The organism is Brevibacillus sp. NRRL NRS-603 (assembly GCF_003013445.1).
Lineage (GTDB): Bacteria > Bacillota > Bacilli > Brevibacillales > Brevibacillaceae > Brevibacillus > Brevibacillus formosus.
Window position 1 is genome coordinate 57,873 of the sequence record NZ_PXZN01000011.1, and the last position, 21,111, is coordinate 78,983.

Sequence of the window (21,111 nt, forward strand, 5' to 3'; positions counted from 1 at the left end):
AGTGTAGCACTTACATCCATGGTGCTAGGCAGTGCGATGATGGGGATCGCCGCACCAGTAAAGGCCGCAGAAACACCTACCAAGATTACCCTGCTGGGTACGTCTGATATTCACGGACGATTCATGCCGTGGGATTATGCTTTGGATGGCCCGAATCCAAATGGCAGCATGACGCAGTTGTTCACGATGATTAAAGAAATTCGCAAAGAAAATCCGAACACCGTGTTGCTGGACGCAGGCGATTCCATCCAAGACAACTCGGCAGAGCTGTTCAACGACCAACCGCAGTCTCCCGTCATGGTCGCGATGAACGAAATGAACTATGACGCATGGGCTTTTGGCAATCATGAATTTAATTTTGGACTCGATGTATTGGACAAGGTCAGCAGCCAATATAAAGGCGCTGTTCTGGCAGGGAACATTTACAAGGAAAATGGCGAGCGTTTCTTGCCTGCGTACACGATCATTGAGCGTGGCGGTGTAAAAATCGGCGTCATTGGGATGAACACACCGATGATTACCGATTTCGAAAAAGGAACCGATCATCTGGATGGACTCGTCATCAAAAATCCGGTAGAAGAAACTAAGAAAGCCGTAAAAGAGCTGGAAGGCAAAGTAGACGTCATGATCGGTCTCATGCACATGGGCATCGAGAATGAAAACGGTATTCCGGGTACGGGCGTAGCAGATATCGCGAACGCTGTTCCAGAACTGACTGCGATTTTTGCCGGGCACATGCACAAGCTTGTGAAAAAAGAAGAGATCAACGGTGTCCTGATTACAGAGCCGGACAAATACGGTACACATCTCTCTCGTATTGACCTGACTTTCGAGAAGAAAGACGGCAAGCTCGTGCTGACTGACAAGGAAGCGACTGCGGTCCCTGTAAAAGGCGCAGATGGCACACCAGCGGTATCCGATGCAGCGCTGGAGACCAAGCTCAAGCCTTTCCATGAGTTCGCGCGTGCAGATGCCAACATCGTCGTAGCAGAGCTAAAAGGCATGAACCTGGTGGCAAAAAACGAGATCGAGGGCATCCCGACGGTCCAAATTCAGGAGACGCCACTGTCTGACTTTTTCCATGAAGTGATGCTCTACTATAGCAAAGCAGACGTGGTTGCTCACCAGATCGACAACGACAAAGCCAAGCTGGATGTCGGTCCGATCAAGAAAAAGGATATCGCCTACAACTACCAATACGCGGGTGGCGAGATTACTGTATACAAAGTAACTGGAAAAGACTTGAAGGACTATATGGAATGGGCTGTGGGTTACTTCAATTCCACGCGCCCTGGTGACGTGACCGTAAGCTTTGATCCAAAACGCCGCTCTTCCAAATACAGCACCAACGATTTCTTCGGTGGCGTGAAATACGAAATCGACCTGACCAAGCCGTACGGCAGCCGCATCACGAACCTGCGCAAGCTCGATGAGACACCGATCAAGGCTGAAGATACCTTGAAGCTCGGAATGAACTCATACCGGATGGAAGCTTTGCAGGCAAAAGGTGGCGCGTTGGAAGGACGCAAGTTCGAACAGCTGTGGTCTTCCAAAGACAACAGTGCGTTTGGTGAAACGGGTGGAACGATCCGTAATCGTGCTATTGCATACCTGAAAGAAGTGAAAAAAGGCGTTTACGAGCCAAAGGTACAAAACAACTGGAAGATTACTGGTGTGGACACCACTTCACCTGAACGCAAGGACGTAGTAGAGCTGATCAATGCAGGCATTCTGAGCGTTCCAAAAACGGCGGATGGCAAATACACCAATATCGCTTCCATCAACATCAAGGACGCGGTAACCAAAGAAGAAATCGCCGAGCTGTCTGCAAAAGCAAAAATTAATGCAGCGAAGTTTTCGACCGTCAAAACCAAAGGCGAATTTTATCATCAACTGAACGAAGCGAGAAAGGCTGCGGAGAAATCGGGTACACCCCCAACCAATACGCAGCAAAAGAAATAACAGAGATGAACGCAAGAAAGCCGTGACGCCAGTGGTTACGGCTTTTTCTGTGACGAAAACCTGTCAACGAACGATTCTTCTGCGATACTTCACCAAGTACAACAGGAATCCAAGCAACAGCAGCCCTTGACCAACAATCGCACCGGAGATGGAGATGCCGATATAGGTAATCAAGTAGTAAATACCGGAGCCTACTGCCATCAGCAGATTCTCGATGAAATTCTGAATCGCAATCGTTTTCCCGGAACCAACCATCCGCTTACCTTCGTCCTGCAAGACGGTATTCATCGGGATAATGAAAACCCCGCCCATGAATCCGAGGAGAAGCAGTAAACAGATGGCAATAAAGGTGATGTTCACCCAAGGAAATAGCACGATGATAAGAAACATTCCGAATCCATATGTCAGCGATCGAGTGAAATGAGTCAAAGGAATGAGCTTCGGAGCGAGAAAAGCTCCGGCAATAATTCCGATGGATGTCGTTGCGAGAATCAGCGATACAGAGAAGCTCTCCGGGTTAATCCCTAGCGCCAGGGGAATCCAGGCGAGAACGGCCACGCGCAGGACAGCTGAGGACATCCAGAATGCTCCGGTTCCAATCAGGGCAAAGCTTGTTTCCGGACGATTCATCAGGTGCTGGAAGTCGATGAAAAAGCGTCGTGCTTCTGCCCCATAGCGAATCGATGCATTCCCTCTCATGCGCGGAATGAAGAAAGTCATACCAAGCGACAGCAGATAGATCAGCAGACAAATTCCTGACGAGATAAGCGGCGCTGTCATGTTCGCGATGGCTCCACCGCCACCGATCCCCATCAAAATCGCAAAGATTGTATAGGCTTCGATGCGTGCATTCGCATGAAACAGTTCATCTTCATTTCGAGTCAGCTCCGGGAGAATTCCGTACTTGGCTGGAGAATACACGACTGCTCCGACTCCTACTGTGAAGTAACACAACATCAGCATCATGATGCTCGACTGGTCAATGAAAAACAGTAAGACGACACCAAGCGCTTTAATCAGGTTGCCGATCACCAGTACGATTGACTTGGCGTGCTTGTCGGCAAAGGGCCCAACCAGTGGGGCGAGGAAAACATAAGGGAGAAAGAATGAAATCGATACGAGTGCGAGCATCGCGGGAGAAAAACCGTTCTCCCGCAGCAGATTCGCGATGACAAACAAAATCATGTTGTCGGCAAAGGCCGATAAAAATTGAGTGAAGTACAGGGCTTGTAGTGGTTTTAATCGTATGTTCACATCATTTTCCTCCCGTTTCGGCCAGCTGTTTCAGACTGACGTAATCCGTTTTGCCGCTACCGAGAAGTGGTAGAGCCTTAATGATTTGCATCGTACCTGGGATGAGCAGTGGCGAGTATTGTTTTTCCGTCAAATACGCGCGCAATTGGCTCAGCTGAACCGATTCATCTGTGGTAAATAGCAGCACACGCTCACCTTTTCGCGCATCATTCACTGTGATCGCAGCAAAACCGGAGTGTCCAAAGCATTGCATAGCAAGTTCCTCAACCAGATTGAGCGAAACCATCTCGCCGCCGATTTTTGCGAAGCGCTTCAAGCGGGATTGAATGCTGAGAAAGCCATCCTTGTCAGCCGTAACCAAATCACCTGTGTGGTACCATTCCTCAGCGGGGACAAAGCCTTTTCCGTGAATCATATAGCCCTTCATGACGTTCGGACCCTTCACCAAAAGCTCCCCGCCAGCATCGATTCCTTCAACTGGTTCCAGCTTGGCGGACATCCCTGGCATCAAGCGCCCGACGGTTCCCGGTTTGTTAGCCAGCGGGGTGTTGAGCGACAGGATCGGAGCCGTTTCCGTTGCTCCATAGCCTTCAAAAATCCGCACACCGAACTTTTCCATCCACAGCTTGCGCACATCGTCCTTTAGCTTTTCTGCTCCTGCAAATACGTAGCGCAAGGTGTAGAAGTTGTAAGGATGGGCCATACGCCCGTAACCAGCCATAAAGGTCGAGGTTCCGAAGAGAATCGTTGCGTTTTGATCGTAGACCAATTCCGAAATGGCCTTGTAATGCAGCGGACTTGGATACAGATAAACCGGGATGCCTTTCACTACCGGTAAAAGTGTTCCCGCAGTAAGGCCGAAGCTGTGGAACATAGGCAGGGCATTGAAAAACTTGTCACGACTCGTAATGTCAATCACACTGGTCACTTGTTGAATATTCGCGTACAGATTCGTGTGCGTCAGGATGACACCCTTTGGCTTGCTCTCACTGCCGGAGGTGAAGAGAATCAGCTCGTTGCTAGCCGCAGAAGCTTTTTTCTTCCGCAAATAAGAGAAGAGTGCGGACACTTTGTCAAAAGCAGTCGCAGATGCTTTCAAATCCTCGAGATAAATAATTTTCATGCTCGGTGAAAGACCTGCGATGATGTGCTCCAGCTTTCCTTTTTCAATGAATACACGTGATGTCAGGATCGTATCGATATGGGCAGTTTCACAGCAATCCAGCAGGGAACGAATCCCGAGTGAGAAGTTCAGGATGGCTGGAGTGGTCCCGATACGGAACAACGATAGCAGCGTTACGAGATGACCTACTGAATTGGGAAGGAATACACCGACAACCGGTTTTCCCAAGAGCATTGGCTGCAATTTGTTACCGAGTAAGTAGCTGCCGATTAACAAGGTCTTGTAGTCGATTGATGACGTCAGGTCCTTGGCGATTTCCATTTTTGCACCATTCAGGCGAGCTGCTTCGAGAACTTCATCAAACAGATTCACGTTTTGCTTCATTCGACTCTCGAACAAGCCTTCTTGGAGAATACGCAGAATACGATCATTGGCCGTGCTTTTTTGTTCGCGCATCGACAGGTTTTGATCGCGCTCGATGGTGAACGGAGTGCCTACTGTCATGGTCACATCAGGGAACCAGGATAGCTTCAGCTTTCCTTTCAAATACGAGAAGATCGAGCGTTCCAGGCCATTAATAATGATTGGGTAAACCGTTACACCAGTTCGCAGCGCGAGATAGCCGACACCGCTGTAGATTTTCATGATGCCGCCCGTCGTCGTGATCCGACCCTCTGGGAAAATCACCAGCGTCTGCCCGTTGCGAAGGACGCGGAGCATGTGGCGGATGGAGTACGGGTTGAGCGGATCGATCGCGATATGCTTGCGGAAGCGGAGGAAAAACGCAAACCGCTTGGCGATCTCCGTGTTGACGACAAAGGTCGCTTCTTTTGGCAAGCAAAAGGATAGGAGTACCGCATCTAGCAAGGAGACGTGATTGGGAGTGATAAGAGATGGCTTCGACAAGTCGATTTTGGAGAGTCCAAGCACACGAGGACGAAACCACAGCATCAGGATCGTTTTTAAGAAAGAATAAATAAGGGCCATGTGGACCACACCTTTACAAAGAATGATTGCGTTGTTCTATAGCTTTTATTGTAAGGAGTGGAGCATGTAAAAAAAGTACCAACATTTATTGGTACCTGGTAATAAGACCTAGAATAGCTTTTTCTGGCTGGCTTTTGCGGCCGCTTCCTTGCTAGTTTTGACGCCCATTTTTTTGAGGATTCGGTTGATGTGATTTTTGATCGTACGCTTCGTGATGTGGAGAGATTGTTCAATCTGCGTCTGCGTATGACCTTGGTGGATTAGTTGTAGGATGTCTCTTTCTGCGGGAGATAACAGCTTTTGATTTTCATCGTTTTTCAAACGCAAAAATTCGTTGCGCAGTGCCGCAGCTGCCGTAGGATGAATGGCAGATTGGCTGTTGTGAGCAGCACGGATGGCGTCGGGAATTTCCTTGAAGCTCGATTTGCTGATGTAATTGACGGCACCCGCCGAGAAGGATTCCACGATCACTGCCTCGTCTGTCAGAGAGGTGAGCATGATGATTTTACTGTCAGCTCGGAGTGCCATGAATTCGATTGCTGTCTCGATTCCGTCCAAATTGTTCTCGGTCAAATTAATGTCCATTAAGACGACATCCGCTTTGGAAGGCAAAAAGCGCTCGATTGCTTCTGCTTTGAACCCGGCTTCCCCTACTACAGTGAGATCCGGTTCTTTGTTCAGGAAGTCAATGAGACCTTTGCGCCAGACTGGATCGTCCTCTACTAAAAATACCCTGATTGGATTCATGTGTGTGTGCGTCCTTTCGCTATTCAGAGTCGGTTGTGATGACGCGCTTTTTCGGGAAGAACAGGAAAACGGTGGTTCCTTTGCCTTGCTCACTGTAGATTTCCAGCTGGCCCTGATGCTTTTGCATGACATTGTAGCAGTAGGAGAGCCCAAGACCAAAGTTTTGCCCTGTCCTTTTTGTCGAGAAAAAAGGATCGAGCACGTGAGGCAGGTTCTCTTTTGTGATGCCTGTGCCTGTGTCCGCGACAGTGATGATGAGATGCTTGTGGGACAAAAATAGCTGAAGATGGAGCTTGCCGCCCGACTTCATGGCTTCCAGCGCATTCATGCACAAGTTGGTGATGACTTCGCGCAGCTGTACGCCATCGCCATACAAGCGAAGTGTTTCGTCCAATTCAGTAACGACTTCTACCTGTTGTTTCAGGATATAGGGCGTCAAATTTTGTGTGACTTGCCCGATGATTTGACCGGGGTCGCATGGTTCTTCGCGCAGCTCGACATCCCGCAGCTGGTTTTGAATCCGATTCATCATGTCCAGCATATGCTGCGAGGATTGCATCAGGACAAGCGCGTCTTCTTTTAACGAAGGCTGGTTGGTTTCATCCGCGTATGTCTCGATACGGTTGGCATACAGCGAGATTTTGCCTGCTTCATTTTTGATCGTGTGGTTAATGATTTGCGCACCGGAAGTCAAGGCGCGCAAGGTACTGTCCAGACGCCTTTTTTCTACGCGGAGACGGACGCCGAGGAAGCCGTATTTCAGACTGATGGCAACGATCAGGATAAACTGGATCGTGACTACGAGCATGTTGTAGCGCCAAGCCTCGTAATCGTTCTGGATACGCATGATGTAGATGAAAATAAAGACAAAAAACAATGGAACGATGATGAGTACGTTCGTGAAAAAGCTGTTTTTTTTCACGAGTGGATCTTTTTCCCGCATGTACTGCACGACAAGCAGCGTACAGGAGAACAGAAAAAACGGAATCACCCATGCCACCATAATCCAGTAGTTAAAAAGCAACGCGGGATAAACGGGTGTAATCCAAAGCATCCCAAGCGGCATGAGAAGAGCAGCGTATTGTATCGTCAGCTTTACCCTGCGAGACAAAAATTCAGCTGAGTGTACGGCAAACATGAGAAACGTGTAGGGCAAACCCGCTTGGCAAATAAAAGAAGAGATGCGGCTTGCCAATATCAAGGTGTTCGTGGTCCCGGGCTTTGCGGCCAGGTAATCTGCAAAATGGGGCATGATCGTTTCGTCAATCACGCCTGAGATAAAGCCCCCAGCCCCAACAAAGGCTGTCGCACAAGCCCAGCGGATCGATGTTCGTTTCGGGTCTGTGAACAGTACGAACAGACCTAATGCCCATATGGTAAACAAGATGAAAACCATCATGGATTTGCTATCTCCTGTCAATCATTATTCATCTATTATATCGTACACCAGGGAAAGGAGACGGAAAAATAAATCATCGGGACAAAAACGGGGGAGGGGGAAAAGCAGCAAGCAGGTTTTTCCAAATACTCGTGGAATTGAAAAGGACTGGTAGTGCATTTCGTGACTTTCTATCTATTCAACGGTGGGTGATAGAGTGAAACGATTAGATTTAATATTCCAGACGTTAATAGACGCTGGTCCTGATAAAAAAGTAAGCGCTTCTGAGTTGGCTGAGCGGCTTGGCTTGAGTCGAGCGAATGTGAGCAGTGATTTGAACCGGTTGTGGAAGGAAGGCCGAATCGAGAAGGAAGAAGGGCGTCCAACGCTGTTTTTTGCCAAGCAAGGAAATGATTCGCTCTATTTGGCGGAGACGTCGCTGGACAGACTGGCGAAAACCAACAAGAGCTTGATCACGCGTATCGAGCAGGCAAAGGCGGCCGTTTTGTATCCGCCGCGAGGGATGCATTGCTTGATTTTGGGAGAGACGGGTGTGGGAAAATCGTGGTTTGCCGGGATGATTCACGAGTTTGCCGTTGATATTGGACGCCTGGATAAGCATGCTCCTTTCGTGATTTTTAACTGTGCCGATTATGCCAACAACCCGCAGCTCTTAATCAGTCAATTGTTCGGAGTCAAAAAAGGGGCGTACACCGGAGCGGAGATGGACCGCAAAGGACTCGTGGAAAAGGCAGACGGTGGCATTCTATTTCTCGATGAAGTGCATCGGTTGCCTGCTGAAGGACAGGAAATCTTTTTTACCTTTATGGATAAGGGCATATTCCGCCGCGTAGGGGAAACAGAGATGGAGCGGACGGCTCACGTCCAGATTGTGATGGCCACGACAGAAAATCCGGAGTCGAGTCTCCTAAAAACGTTTATGAGGCGCATTCCCATGGTCATCAAGCTGCCGTCTTTGGTTGAGCGTGGCTTGGAAGAGCGCTTTAGTATTACGATGGAAATTTTTCAAGAAGAGGCTTTTCGATTGGGGAGAGAGATTCAGATATCGGCCAATGCTGTGCAGGCATTCTTGTGCTATCACTGCCCGAACAACATTGGACAGCTAAAAACAGATATTCAGCTCACCTGCGCCAGCGCCTATGCCGAATTCATTTCGTTAAAAAAGAATCAGCTGCACGTGTCGGTTCAGGACCTACCGCATCATGTCAAGCAAGGGTTGCTTTTGGTGAAGGATCACAAGCAGGAGTTAGATGAAATCATTGGGACGGAGCACAATTGCTTTGTCGTGCAGCCATCAAAAGAGGGCATCTGGATCGGGCGAGAAACAGGGGATACGACGGATAGTGTCTATGAAAAAATCGAGCAAAAAATATATGAGCTGCAAAACCTCGGTGTAAGTGAGGAAGAATTGGAGTTTGACATCGAGAATTATTTTACGACCTTTATCAAAGGTGTCCACCAACGCGTGAATAAGGGCGATATGGCCCGGATTATCGACCCGTTCATCATTCACCTCGTGGAAGAGATCGTTCGCTTCGCAGAGGCCAAGCTGGAGAAGATTTTGAGCCAGAAGGTAATCTTTGGTCTCGCGCTGCATATTCAGACGTCGAAGGAGCGCCTCGCGCAAGGCAAGCAGATCGTAAATCCGCAAATCAACCATGTGCGAATCAAATACAAGAAAGAGTTTGCAGTGGCGCTAGAGTGCGTGCGCATGATAGAAGAAGCGATACTCATGGATCTGCCGATTGGTGAGGCTGGATATTTGACCATGTTTTTCGTGCTCGACGATGTCAGCATGGAGGAAGAACGGGAAACAATCGGGGTGCTCGTTATTACGCACGGCAGTGGCGGTGCGACAGCGATGGTTGATGTGACGAACCGATTGCTGGTCACACAGTATGCGAGAGCCATTGACCTGCCGCTTGAGGAAGATTCCATGAGTGTTTTGGAAAAAGCATTGAAAGTAGCCAGAGAGATCGGGAGCAAGGCTGGATTGCTGTTGCTCGTGGATATGGGGTCGCTGCTCGGCTTTGGCGAAATTATTGAGCGGGAGATTGGCATTCCGGTCAAGGTCATTCCGATGGTCAGCACGCCGCATGTGATTGAAGCGACTCGAAAGGCCATGCTCGGTCATTCACTGGAGGATGTTTACCGAGATGTCTTGGGCATTTCGCTCTATCAGCGGGAGGAGCAGCCGAAGGAGCAGGTGCAAAAGCATGTTCCGGCGCTGACGATCGTCGCTGCCTGCCTGTCTGGGGAAGGCAGTGCCTTGTTTTTGAAAAAGCTGCTGGAATCGAGGCTCCGATACGATGATAACCTGCTGGAATTTGTGCCGCTGCAACTGATCGATAAGGCACAGGCACGCAGTCAGCTTCGAAAAATCAAGGAGGAGAGAAAAATTCTCTTCGTGGTGAGCAATTACATTCTCGACCGAGAGCTGCGCCACCATAGCATGGACGATGTTTTGAACGGAGAGGCGATGTCTGATATCCAGCAAGTAATCGATCTGGAAGAGGCCTACCTGAAGATGCAAGAGTCGCTGGGGGAGCACCTGCAAATGGTAGAGGGACAAGATATTCTCGCAGACGTGAGGATGTGTGTCGGCCGTATGGAGGAGCGATTGAACAATTATTTGGTTTTTGACACGCGAATTGGGGCCTACTTGCATATTTGCTGCTTGGTAGATCGTTTGAAAGCAGGGGCGCAATCCGTGGCGTATATTCAAAAAGAAAGCTTTCTGCAGGAGAATCGCAAGCTGTACGGCTTAATCCGACATGAATTATTGCCGCTGGAAGACAAGTATGAGGTAGCAATCAGCGAAGACGACGTTTGTTTTATCATGAATTTCTTCATACACAATAAAACACTGGCGTAACCAGTGTTTTATTTTTTGGACTTTTCCATATTCAAAATCAAACACTATAGCGCTTACATAAAAACACTAATGGGGATGGCAGGCAATGAGGTTGCGAAATATGACTAACCATGCGGTTTCCTCGGTAAGCGCATACATTTTTTGGTGTTTTGGCACGCAACTTGCTCTTACAGTAAGGCATCACTCGTTGAGAGGAGGGGGTACAATGAATATTTTATTGTGTTGTGCAGCGGGTATGTCGACAAGCTTGCTGGTTCAAAAAATGGAGGAGGCTGCCAGAGAAAAAGGGTTGGACGCAAAAATATGGGCAGTTTCCGCAGATGAAGTCAAAAATCATATCGATCAAGCAGCAGTGCTCTTGTTGGGGCCTCAAGTTCGTTACAAGCTGACAGAGATGAAAAAAGAAGGGGCATCCAGAGGAATTCCTGTAGACGTAATCAGCACGGTCGATTACGGAACGTTGAACGGGAAAAACGTGCTTGAGTTTGCACTTCGTCTAAAACAGTAGGAGGGGGATGCGTGTGGGCGGATTTATTTCATTTATGGAAAACCGCATGATGCCGATAGCAGGAAAAATGGCGGAACAAAAGCATTTGCAGGCCATTCGTGACGGAATTATCCTTACTTTGCCTTTGTTGATCATTGGTTCACTGTTCCTCATCATTGGCTTCATACCGATACCTGGTTATGACGAATTCATGAGCGGAGTTTTCGGCGAAAAATGGCGGACGAAGCTGCTGTATCCGGTAGGCGCTACTTTTGACATCATGGGATTGATCGTCAGTTTTGGCGTCGCCTACCGACTAGCAGAGAAATACAAGGTCGATCCGCTGTCGGCTGGAGCGATTTCTGTTGCTTCCTTCTTGCTCGCTACTCCGTATAAGGTAATGTTCACCCCTGAGGGAGCGAGTGCAGCCCAAGAGGTAGGCGGAGTCATTCCAGTTACGCTGATGGGTAGCCAGGGATTGTTTGTAGCCATGATATTGGCGATTTTAGGAACCGAGATTTATCGTAAGATCATCCAAATGAAAATCGTCATCTCCATGCCACCCGGAGTCCCTCCTGCTGTTTCCCGCTCTTTTGTGGCATTGATTCCTGCGGGCGCTGTGCTTATCGTTGTCTGGCTGATTCGGATTCTGCTGGAAAACACCTCCTTTGAAAGTATTCATAATATTGTAAAAGATCTGCTTGTCGGACCATTGAGTGTGGTCGGAAGCAGCTTGATTGGCGCCATCATCTGCGTGTTGCTTATTCATATACTCTGGGCTGTTGGTTTGCATGGTGCGGCGATAGTCGGCGGCATTATGAGTCCCATCTGGCTGACACTGATGGACCAGAACAGAGCGGCATTTCAGGCCAATCCGAACGGTGAATTGCCAAACGTCGTCACCACGCAATTTTTTGACATGTGGATATATGCAGGGGGATCAGGTGCCACTTTGGCTCTCGTTGTCCTGATGGTATTCATGGCGCGAAGCAAACAGATGAAAAACATTGGTAGACTCTCGATCGGACCTGGTTTGTTTAACATCAATGAACCGGTCATTTTCGGAATGCCGATCGTCATGAACCCGCTCTTGATTATTCCGTTTGTGTTTACCCCTGTCATATTGGTTATTATCAGCTATTTTGCGATGTCCCTCGGATGGGTAGCAAAGCCAAGCGGAGTATCTGTTCCTTGGACGACACCTTTATTTGTCAGTGGATATTTGGCTACGGGCGGAAAAGTATCGGGGATGGTTCTTCAAGCGGTGAACTTCCTCATCTCGCTCGCGATTTATTACCCGTTCTTCCGCTTGTGGGATAAACAAAAGGTAAGTGAAGAAAAGGCTGGTACTGCTTCCGATACAGCTGTGACTATGTAATCGCTAGAGGAGAGGCTGTCTATGAAATTGATTGTGAATGCAGACGATTTTGGGTATTCCAAAGGCGTCAATCTGGGCATTGTCGAAGCACATCGGGAAGGAGTCGTTACTTCTGCGACCTTGATGGTCAATATGCAGGGGTTCGAGCACGCTGTAGGGCTGGCCAAAGAACATCCATCGCTCGGAGTAGGCATTCATCTGGTACTCACATGCGGATCGCCAGTCAGTCAGGATGTGCCAACGCTAACGGATGGAGAGGGACGTTTTCGACGCGGGCAAGATCATTTAATTTCTGCTGCACCGGAGGAGATCGAGCGGGAGCTGCGGGCTCAATTGGAGAGGTTCGTGGCGTCGGGGCTCAAGCTGACGCATATCGACAGCCATCACCATGTACATGCACATCCAGCCGTTTTGCCGATTGTTCTGAAGCTGGCAGAAGAATATAGGGTTCCAGTTCGCTATCCGTGGATGTCCGGGACACAGGAGCAGCGAGACCAATCGAGTGTTTTGACGACAGAAGGCTTTTCTCATCATTTTTATGGAGACGACCTAACCGTACAATCCTTCGTCAAGATCGTAGAGGATATGGCAGATTATCCTGTAGTGGAGATTATGACGCACCCTGCTTATTTGGACGAAGCGCTACTGACAGGCAGTTCATACGCAAAGCAACGAACCACAGAATTGAAAATCTTAACAGCAGCAGAGTTAAAGCAGTACATTCGTGATCAAAAAATACAGCTCGTGACTTTTAGCGAACTTGGATAGGTGGAGATAGAATGGACCATACAGACGTTATTTTTCAACTAATCCTTCACGGAGGAAACGCGCGGAGTCTGGCAATGGAAGCGATCGCTCTGGCTAAAAATAGAGACTTGTCAGGTGCAGAGGACGCGTTGAAGCGTGCAGGAGAAGAGCTCAGTCGTGCACACCAAAATCAAACGGCACTTATCCAGAAGGAGATAGCGGGCGAAAAAACTGAGATCAGCATGCTCATGATTCACGCCCAAGATCATTTGATGAACGCGATAACAGTCAAGGATTTGGCTACGGAGTTTGTTGAGCTGTACAGCCAAATCCATGCAGGCAAGGAGGCAGGAGTATGAGCGGAATCAAAATTGTAACGATCGGTGGAGGGTCTAGCTATACACCTGAGCTGGTGGAGGGCTTCATTAAGCGCTACGATGAATTGCCCGTGCGAGAATTGTGGCTGGTTGACATTCCAGAGGGCGAGAAAAAGCTGCAAACAGTAGGTGCCCTGGCAAAAAGGATGGTAGAAAAGGCAGGGGTGCCTATCGAGATCCATTTGACGCAGGATCGGCGAAAAGCACTTGCAGGCGCAGATTTTGTTACGACACAAATGCGCGTGGGTCTGTTGGATGCGCGAATCAAGGATGAGCGGATTCCTTTGAAATACGGGGTGATCGGTCAGGAAACCAATGGTCCCGGCGGCTTGTTCAAAGGCTTGCGTACTATTCCGGTCATTATGGACATTTGTCGTGACATGGAAGAGCTATGTCCAGATGCTTGGCTGATTAACTTCACGAATCCGGCTGGTATGGTCACAGAGGCAGTGCTGCGGTATACCAACCGCAAAAAGGTCATTGGACTATGCAATGTTCCCATCGGGATGAAAATGGGTGTTGCCACTGTTTTAGGCGTCGAACAATCACGGGTTCATATTGATTTTGCCGGACTGAATCATATGATCTTCGGACTGGGTGTGTACCTGGATGGGGAAAACGTCATTTCCCAGGTAATCGATAAAATAACGGGAGACCAATCCGGCATTACGATGCAAAACATTTTGGACCTTGGCTGGGATAAAGATTTCATCAAAGCATTGGGTGTTCTCCCGTGCCCGTATCATCGTTACTACTACCAGACCCGCACGATGCTTGAGCATGAGCTGGAAGAAGCGGAGCAGAAGGGGACGCGGGCTGAGGTGGTCAAGCAGGTGGAAGCAGAGCTGTTTGCGCTCTATGAAGACCCAGACTTGGATATCAAGCCTCCGCAGTTGGAGAAACGCGGCGGGGCCTATTACAGCGAGGCTGCCTGCAATCTCATTTACTCCATTTACAACGACAAGCGCGATATCCAAACGGTAAATGTTCGCAACAATGGAGCGATTGCCAGCATTCCGGATGATTCGGCAGTCGAGGTGAACTGCGTCATTACAAGAGAAGGACCGATTCCTTTGGCTGTTGGTGACTTGCCTGTTCCGGTGCGTGGACTCGTACAGCAAATCAAATCGTTTGAGCGAGTGGCAGCTGAAGCTGCTGTAACGGGTGATTACCATAAGGCGCTATTGGCGATGAATATTAATCCGCTGGTGCCGTCTGATGTGATCGCCAAAAAAATACTCGATGAGATGCTGGAGGCGCACAAGGAGCATCTGCCCCAGTTTTTCAAGCCCGTCACATAAGGATGGGACTCGTGTGAAATACAAACTCCTCGCTTTAGATGTGGACGGAACGATTTTGATGTCGAACCATACCTTATCCAAAGTAACAGAGCGGGCCATCAGCCAGTTAGTGAAGCAAGGAGTCCACGTCACACTGGCAACCGGCAGGGCGTACCCTTCGGCCAAATCGTTGGCGCAGCAGTTCCAGATCAGCGCACCACTTGTTTCCCATGATGGCGCATACGTCGCAGATCCCAAGACGGACCAGGTGCTGTATGTTCAGCGTATTCCGCATGGGATAGCGGCGAGGATTACAGATATACTCGTATCGCATGGCTTGGATGTCATGTTGCTGCATGAGTCTTATGCTGTCACAAATCGCACGTGGAAGTGGACGGACTTTTTTCCGCTGTTAAATGCCTGGACACTGCGCCAGCTCTGGAAAAATCAATACCCGCTCAAAATCCAGGCTTCGCGGTTGATAGCCGGATACGTCCAAAAACATGAAGTGTGCGCTCCGAAAATATTCGTCACGGGCGACGAGAAACGTCTGTTGGCAGCAAGACAAGAGCTGGAGAAAGCCGAGCTTCCGGGGATTCGCGTGACGGCATCAGGCTCGAATAATTTGGAAATATTGCCTGTGGGCATCTCCAAAGCTAGTGGTCTTGCGGTAGTGAGTGAGAGGCTTGCGATTCAGCCAGACGAAATCGTTGCTGTAGGCGACAATTACAATGATGCAGAGATGCTCCAATTCGCCGGAATGGGTGTGGCGATGGGCAATGCTCCTGATGATCTGAAACAGCTGGCTCGGCATGTCACGGAAACGAACGATCGGCATGGGGTAGCAGAAGTCATTAGGAAGTTTTTTCTGTGAGCATTCAGACAGGAAGGGAGGCGTGAAATTGATCCGAATGAATCTTGAGGTAGCCGTGAGTGGAGGTCTCCATGCTCGCCCTGCTTCTGTCTTGGTGAACCTGCTCAATCAGTATAGCTCGTCGGTCAAGATGATCTACAATGACAAGCAGGCTAATGGCAAAAGCATCCTCAGCGTAATGGCTCTGGGGGTAAAGACCGGAGATGAAATTATGTTTGAGGTGGAGGGGGCCGATGAGCAAGAAGTGGCTGCCAGTATTGAGGCCCTATTTGAAAGGAACTTTGCCATCTAATAGGGAGAAAACCACGTAATAAAGCCAGTGCCTGACGATCGGGCACTGGCTTTCCTAATTGATCCTTATGGGTGCTTGCTGAATACGACCATGACTTTGAAGTAATCGCCGTCAATCTCGATAGACAGCCTGCCGCCTTGCAGCTCTACGATGCTTTTTGCGATAGCCAAGCCGAGGCCAGAGCCTTCGGTATGACGGGATTGATCAGCGCGTTTGAACCGTTCAAACAGTTCCTGTGCGTCAAAGTCGATTTCGTAGGCGGAGACATTTTTGAACGTCAGGATAACCTCGTCCTGTGTCTCTGCCAAATGGATCAGGACGCGTGTATTCGGCATGGAATACTTCAGGGCGTTGCCGATCAGATTCTCGAATACACGCCATGTTTTCTTGCCATCCAGAGGTGCGATGATCTTCGGCTGTTCCGTTGTTACGCGGAAAGTGAGCGTCGATTGCTCGATTTTGTCACTGAATTCTGCGATGGATTGGTTGAGCAGGGAGGCTACATTCACTTGCTCGATATTCAGTTCCACCGCACCGCTGGACATTTTAGCTGCGTCAAACAGGTCATCGATGAGGACGCGCAGTCGATCTGCTTTGCGATCCAAGACATCGACGTAGTTCTTGCGTTCCTCAGGTGTCAAATCTTCCTGCTTAAGTAAGGTAACGTAGTTGATAATCGACGTCAGCGGTGTTTTTAAATCATGAGAAACATTGGTGATCAATTCGGATTTCATGCGCTCGCTCTTCATCTGCTCTTCCATCGCGTGCTTGAGTCCCTTTGTGATGTTGTTGAGAGAGTGCGCGAGATCAGATAACTTCCCTTTTTTTACCTTCTGGATCGTAGTGTTCAGATTGCCTCCAGCCATTTCGGAGGCACCTTGCATGATTCGGTTCATCAGTCCCAAGCGTCTAAGCGAGTATGGGAAAACCACGATCATGTAAAACATGCCATACAAAAAGCTGAAAAACAGTAAGCCACCAGACCTTTCGATTAGGGCGACGAATCCGAAACCGATACTCATTCCAAACATAACAGTCAGGATGAACAACGTGGATACTTTGAAGAACATGCCACGATTGGTGTAGCTTTCTTTCAGAAGGACACGTTGTCTGGCGAAGATACTCTTTTGCCACTGTTGCAAGAATCTCTCAGGTTCTTTGTACATGAGCCGCGCCTCCAGCAATTGTAAAAGCAGGTAAGCGGTGAACAAGGATACGAACGCAAGGGTAAAGATATGCTCACCTTCAATCGGCAAGAAGAAAAAGCGCAGGTTCGCCAACATAAGGAAGTACGTAATTCCAAGTACGAACAACAGACCCATCCGAATATCCAGCGGGATAAGGCGGAACAGAGCCATGCTTTTTGTGACAATAGGCACTTCCGCCGGTTTGCCTGTTCGCAAGTATAAAAAGCTAAAAGCAATGATAAGGAGAGTAACCGTAAGCAAGACAAACTCGCCAATCAGCCGCTCCCGAATGGAATCGTAGTAAAGGGCATCTGCGTGGACCTGACTATATCCGTCTGGTTCTTTTGGGACATAAAAGATACCGCTTAGTTGATTCAGTTGATAAGTGCGATTGATTCTTTCCAAATCCCCGTTCGTATTAGGGAGGTTGATTGTATAGCGCGCATATCGGGCTAGTTCCCATTCTGTAGGTTCTTGCGCGAGATTGGTGTAAACTTTGTTGTTCTTTTTATCGGTGACGTAGTATTTGAAGGAGCCGCTTCGCAAGGTGAGGCTGTTTTTTTGTTCCGCGTACTCGCTATCTCTTTCGGCGATTCTGTTGTTCACCTGCTCCTGATAATGCGACGTTGCTTTTGCGATGTTTTCTTGCAAGCTTTGTGAATATTCTTCCGTTAATTGGGCGACTCTCTCGTTGTCACCCTCACTTTTTGCCTGTTTTATCGAATCTAAGAGCGGGTTATCTTCTTTAATCGTTCGGAGGGTTTCCTCATGCTCTTTTTTTAGTTCGTTGGCTGTCTTCTCGTCCAGCTTTCCTGGAGTGAATTCTGCATAATCTACATGAACCTTTTTCACCAGCTCGGCAAATGTCTCTAATTCACGATTGAAGCCTGAGCTTTGAAAGTAATTATCCTCATGGAGATTCTCGCGTTTATGGTAGAGATCGGCCATCGTCAGGAGAGCGAGCGAAATACTCACGATTAGGACGATCAGCACGGGCACCGCAAAGCGCTTATTTTTCGATTTTGTATCCAATTCCCCATACCACCTTCAAGTATTTAGGTTCCTTCGGGTTGATTTCTATTTTTTCCCGAATGCGCCGCACGTGGACAGCGACCGTGTTTTCCGCGTTCATATAGGGCTCTCTCCAGACCCGTTCATAAATTTCCTCGATCGAAAACACCCGGCCTTTGTTTTCCATTAACAGCTCCAGGATTTTGTACTCGGTAGCAGTCAGCCTGACCTCGTTACCGTCAATCGCTACATTTTTTGTACTCTTGTTCAAGGTCAAGCCGCGTACCTGAACCTCATCCTCTGTCATTTGAGCGCTTCCCAGATTGGTAAAACGTCTTAACTGAGATTTGACCCTGGCGATGAGCTCCAAGGGATTAAAAGGCTTCGTTACATAGTCATCGGCACCGATGTTGAGCCCGAGAATTTTATCGGTATCCTCTGATTTGGCAGACAGCATGATGATCGGGATGTTTTTTTTCTGGCGAATTTGAAAGGTGGCGGTCATTCCGTCCATTTTAGGCATCATGATGTCCATCAGGATCAGTTGGATCTCTTCATTCTCCAGTACTTCCAACGCTTCCAGTCCATTGCTAGCCTTGAATACGGTCATGGATTCATTTTTGAGATAGATTTCGATTGCGTCGCGGATTTCAGCCTCGTCGTCGACTACGAGGACTTGATATTTGGTCATGATTCGTCCCACCTTATGAATGCATTCATAGTACTATCTTAACGCCCAGCTCTAACAAAACAGTAATGAAATGTCTTACAAATTTCTTAATAAACTGCGTTCGGGAAATGCTAGCTGATAGGATCAAGCCGATAAATAAGGTAAGATGTGAGGAAGAATAAGAGGAAATTGGTGATTGCTTTGCTGGAATGGACAGGGGAGAGAATCATCCCCAAGCTGTTAAAACCTACGAATGGCATGCTGTTGGAGCACATAGCCAGATATTATTTTGCTGCTCCTTATGTAAAAGGCAGAGTGTTGGACATCGCTTGCGGTACTGGCTACGGATGTCATATGATCGCAAAGGATCGAAAACGAGAGCTGACAGAACTGATCGGAGTCGACAACGATGAGGCGACGATATTGTATGCCAATCGGGAATACAACCATCAAAAGATTACATATCAGCAGGGTGACGCGCTTGATCCGGCGCTACCCGAGCAATTGGGGTTGTTTGACACGATTTTGAGCTTTGAGACCATTGAACATGTCGCAGACGATCTGCTGTTTATGGATAACTTGTATCGGATGCTGAAACCAGGCGGTACGCTTGTGCTGTCCAGTCCATTTGGCAGAGGGCGGGGCAAAGAGACGAGTGAGCCCTTCCATGTTCATCAGCTGACGCCGGAAGAATTCGCGGAGCTGTTTGTACGCTATTCTGACGTGGATATGTACTATCAGAGAGGCGTTACGTTTGAAAAAACACCTCGCGATGGCGTGCGATACTTTATCGGCATGGCAGTTTGTACGAAATAATTACGGGTTGATTCAAGAATGGAGATGGCGAAACTGGCTGATTTTTGGAGATTAGGAATTCGCAAGGAATTGATACGCGCGCTACAAGAAAACGGGATTACCGAACCGACACCGATTCAGGAGAAAGCAATTCCAGTCGTGCTCGAAGGTAAAGATGTAATCACACAAGCACAGACGGGAACAGGTAAGACGCTTGCTTTTGTCCTTCCGATCCTAGAAAAAGCTGATCCGCAAGCTACGCATGTTCAGGCATTGATTTTGACGCCTACGCGGGAGCTAGCTCTGCAAATCACGGCAGAGGTGAAAAAGCTCGTAGCAAAGCTGGATGATATCCATGTGCTTGCTGTGTATGGTGGACAAGACGTCAATCAACAGCTGAGAAAGCTGGCAGGAAAAATACAAGTGGTCATTGCTACGCCGGGGCGTTTACTGGATCATCTGCGGAGAGGGACGATCAATTTATCACAGGTGTCGATGTTTGTCCTGGATGAGGCTGATCAAATGCTCCATATGGGTTTTTTGCCAGAGGTAGAGGATATTATGGCGAAAACTCCATTCGATAAACAGACGATGCTGTTTTCGGCCACCATGTCGGAACAGGTGCAATCACTGGCAAAGCGCTTTATGCAAAAGCCAGAAAATATCAAAGTTCAGGGCAAACGCATCACGCTAGACGATATTCGCCAAATCGTGGTGGAGACGACAGACCGTGCAAAACAAGCTACGCTATGCAGTTTGCTTGATGAACAACGTCCGTTTCTCGCAGTGATCTTTTGCAGGACGAAGCGCAGAGCGAGTAAGCTGAATGCTGCGCTGCAAGGTCTCGGTTATATTTCTGACGAGCTGCACGGCGATTTGTCGCAGGCGAAACGCGAGGATGTCATGAAGCGATTCCGCGAGGCAAGAATTCAGTTTCTGGTCGCAACGGATGTGGCAGCGCGCGGGCTTGATGTGGAGGGTGTCACGCATGTGTTCAATTACGACATTCCTGAAGATGTGGACAGCTATATACATCGGATTGGTCGAACGGGGCGAGCCAAGGAAAAAGGGACCGCTTTTACCTTGGTAGCGGCGAAGGATTGGGGGCAGCTAAGAGAGATTGAAGAAGGGATCAAACTGTCTCTGGAGAGGCGTGAAATGGATCGTGGGGAACCAGGTGATCAAAAGAAACAGACAAGACAGCAAAGGTCTGAGTCTGATCGATCCGGGAAGGACGAGCGTCGCGGGGACAAGCAAGGTAGAGGCAAAGGGAAGCCAGCTGAGCGAAGACAGCAAGGCTCGGGGGAACGCCGAAGAGATGGGGAAGGGCGTCAACAAAAGAGCGGCGGTTTTGATCGCAAGCCGAAGGACGGTAACCGAGCAACAGGTGGATTTGATCGCAAACCGAAGGAACGTGACCATGCAGCAGGCGGTTTTGATCGCAAACCGAAGGACGGTAACCGAGCAGCAAGCGGCACTGGACGTAAGCCGAAGGAAGGAAACCGAGCAGCAAGTGGTTTTGATCGCAAGTCTAACGGCTCTAGCAAGAAGCCAGTATCTGCACAACGCAGTTCCGCCCGTCCGAATGCAAAACAAGGCAATCGAGCAAGCACTGCTCCAGCAAAACGTACCACTCGCAAAAAATCGAGATAGCCATCTAAGCAAA

17 protein-coding genes are annotated in these 21,111 nt (G+C 48.7%); 11 read left to right on the forward strand and 6 right to left on the reverse strand.

Annotated elements, in window-relative coordinates; genetic code table 11:
• Positions 1 to 18 precede the first annotated feature (18 nt).
• Entirely contained in the window at positions 19 to 1,962 is a 1,944-nt protein-coding gene (locus tag C7R94_RS06270) for a bifunctional metallophosphatase/5'-nucleotidase (RefSeq protein WP_369834986.1), read from the forward strand.
• Positions 1,963 to 2,025: 63 nt separating this feature from the next.
• Here the strand turns inward: C7R94_RS06270 and lplT are convergent, their stop codons facing one another.
• From lplT to C7R94_RS06290, 4 genes are all read right to left on the reverse strand, one after another.
• A complete protein-coding gene (gene lplT / locus C7R94_RS06275; protein ID WP_106779163.1) occupies positions 2,026 to 3,216 on the reverse strand; it encodes a lysophospholipid transporter LplT in 1,191 nt (396 codons plus the stop codon).
• A gap of 1 nt (position 3,217) precedes the next feature.
• Entirely contained in the window at positions 3,218 to 5,326 is a 2,109-nt protein-coding gene (locus C7R94_RS06280; RefSeq protein WP_106779166.1) for an AMP-binding protein, read from the reverse strand.
• A gap of 108 nt (positions 5,327 to 5,434) precedes the next feature.
• Positions 5,435 to 6,073, reverse strand: a complete 639-nt coding sequence (locus C7R94_RS06285; protein WP_106779169.1) for a response regulator — start codon at positions 6,071 to 6,073, stop codon at positions 5,435 to 5,437.
• Between the two features lie 19 nt (positions 6,074 to 6,092).
• Positions 6,093 to 7,472, reverse strand: coding sequence for a HAMP domain-containing sensor histidine kinase (locus tag C7R94_RS06290; RefSeq protein ID WP_106779171.1), 1,380 nt, complete (start codon positions 7,470 to 7,472; stop codon positions 6,093 to 6,095).
• Between the two features lie 196 nt (positions 7,473 to 7,668).
• Between C7R94_RS06290 and C7R94_RS06295 the strand changes: the two genes are divergently transcribed.
• The 8 genes from C7R94_RS06295 to C7R94_RS06330 all read left to right on the forward strand — a co-directional run bounded on the left by C7R94_RS06295 (position 7,669) and on the right by C7R94_RS06330 (position 15,782).
• Positions 7,669 to 10,347, forward strand: coding sequence for a sigma-54-dependent transcriptional regulator (locus tag C7R94_RS06295; RefSeq protein ID WP_106779173.1), 2,679 nt, complete (start codon positions 7,669 to 7,671; stop codon positions 10,345 to 10,347).
• Between the two features lie 205 nt (positions 10,348 to 10,552).
• Complete coding sequence (locus C7R94_RS06300; protein WP_015893830.1) at positions 10,553 to 10,855, forward strand: PTS sugar transporter subunit IIB; 303 nt, start codon at positions 10,553 to 10,555, stop codon at positions 10,853 to 10,855.
• A gap of 7 nt (positions 10,856 to 10,862) precedes the next feature.
• Entirely contained in the window at positions 10,863 to 12,212 is a 1,350-nt protein-coding gene (gene celB / locus C7R94_RS06305) for a PTS cellobiose transporter subunit IIC (RefSeq protein ID WP_106779175.1), read from the forward strand.
• 21 nt (positions 12,213 to 12,233) lie between these two features.
• The gene (chbG, locus tag C7R94_RS06310; RefSeq protein WP_106779177.1) at positions 12,234 to 12,980 is read left to right on the forward strand and encodes a chitin disaccharide deacetylase; all 747 of its coding nucleotides are present in this window, start codon (positions 12,234 to 12,236) and stop codon (positions 12,978 to 12,980) included.
• Positions 12,981 to 12,991: 11 nt separating this feature from the next.
• Positions 12,992 to 13,318, forward strand: coding sequence for a PTS sugar transporter subunit IIA (locus tag C7R94_RS06315; RefSeq protein ID WP_047070034.1), 327 nt, complete (start codon positions 12,992 to 12,994; stop codon positions 13,316 to 13,318).
• Complete coding sequence (locus C7R94_RS06320; RefSeq protein ID WP_106779180.1) at positions 13,315 to 14,637, forward strand: 6-phospho-beta-glucosidase; 1,323 nt, start codon at positions 13,315 to 13,317, stop codon at positions 14,635 to 14,637. The genes C7R94_RS06315 and C7R94_RS06320 overlap by 4 nt, the downstream gene beginning before the upstream one ends.
• A 13-nt stretch (positions 14,638 to 14,650) precedes the next feature.
• Positions 14,651 to 15,490 carry a Cof-type HAD-IIB family hydrolase gene (locus tag C7R94_RS06325; RefSeq protein ID WP_106779183.1) on the forward strand — a complete coding sequence of 280 codons (840 nt, stop codon included), beginning with the start codon at positions 14,651 to 14,653 and terminating at the stop codon, positions 15,488 to 15,490.
• Positions 15,491 to 15,518: 28 nt separating this feature from the next.
• Positions 15,519 to 15,782, forward strand: a complete 264-nt coding sequence (locus C7R94_RS06330) for an HPr family phosphocarrier protein (RefSeq protein WP_106779185.1) — start codon at positions 15,519 to 15,521, stop codon at positions 15,780 to 15,782.
• 65 nt (positions 15,783 to 15,847) lie between these two features.
• Here the strand turns inward: C7R94_RS06330 and C7R94_RS06335 are convergent, their stop codons facing one another.
• A complete protein-coding gene (locus C7R94_RS06335) occupies positions 15,848 to 18,001 on the reverse strand; it encodes a sensor histidine kinase (protein ID WP_106779187.1) in 2,154 nt (717 codons plus the stop codon).
• Positions 17,979 to 18,671, reverse strand: coding sequence for a response regulator transcription factor (locus C7R94_RS06340; RefSeq protein WP_106779189.1), 693 nt, complete (start codon positions 18,669 to 18,671; stop codon positions 17,979 to 17,981). The genes C7R94_RS06335 and C7R94_RS06340 overlap by 23 nt, the downstream gene beginning before the upstream one ends.
• Before the next feature lie 168 nt (positions 18,672 to 18,839).
• Here C7R94_RS06340 and C7R94_RS06345 point away from each other — a divergent pair, with 168 nt between their 5' ends.
• Positions 18,840 to 19,466 carry a class I SAM-dependent methyltransferase gene (locus C7R94_RS06345; RefSeq protein ID WP_106779192.1) on the forward strand — a complete coding sequence of 209 codons (627 nt, stop codon included), beginning with the start codon at positions 18,840 to 18,842 and terminating at the stop codon, positions 19,464 to 19,466.
• 18 nt (positions 19,467 to 19,484) lie between these two features.
• Positions 19,485 to 21,098 carry a DEAD/DEAH box helicase gene (locus C7R94_RS06350; protein ID WP_106779194.1) on the forward strand — a complete coding sequence of 538 codons (1,614 nt, stop codon included), beginning with the start codon at positions 19,485 to 19,487 and terminating at the stop codon, positions 21,096 to 21,098.
• Positions 21,099 to 21,111: the final 13 nt, after the last annotated feature.

Coding starts and splice junctions, on each gene's coding strand:
- C7R94_RS06270 (WP_369834986.1), top strand. CDS start 19: ATGGTGCTAGGCAGTGCGATGATGGGGATCGCCGCACCAGTAAAGGCC.
- C7R94_RS06280 (WP_106779166.1), bottom strand. CDS start 5,326: ATGGCCCTTATTTATTCTTTCTTAAAAACGATCCTGATGCTGTGGTTT.
- C7R94_RS06285 (WP_106779169.1), bottom strand. CDS start 6,073: ATGAATCCAATCAGGGTATTTTTAGTAGAGGACGATCCAGTCTGGCGC.
- C7R94_RS06290 (WP_106779171.1), bottom strand. CDS start 7,472: ATGATGGTTTTCATCTTGTTTACCATATGGGCATTAGGTCTGTTCGTA.
- C7R94_RS06300 (WP_015893830.1), top strand. CDS start 10,553: ATGAATATTTTATTGTGTTGTGCAGCGGGTATGTCGACAAGCTTGCTG.
- celB (WP_106779175.1), top strand. CDS start 10,863: ATGCGTGTGGGCGGATTTATTTCATTTATGGAAAACCGCATGATGCCG.
- chbG (WP_106779177.1), top strand. CDS start 12,234: ATGAAATTGATTGTGAATGCAGACGATTTTGGGTATTCCAAAGGCGTC.
- C7R94_RS06315 (WP_047070034.1), top strand. CDS start 12,992: ATGGACCATACAGACGTTATTTTTCAACTAATCCTTCACGGAGGAAAC.
- C7R94_RS06320 (WP_106779180.1), top strand. CDS start 13,315: ATGAGCGGAATCAAAATTGTAACGATCGGTGGAGGGTCTAGCTATACA.
- C7R94_RS06340 (WP_106779189.1), bottom strand. CDS start 18,671: ATGACCAAATATCAAGTCCTCGTAGTCGACGACGAGGCTGAAATCCGC.
- C7R94_RS06350 (WP_106779194.1), top strand. CDS start 19,485: ATGGAGATGGCGAAACTGGCTGATTTTTGGAGATTAGGAATTCGCAAG.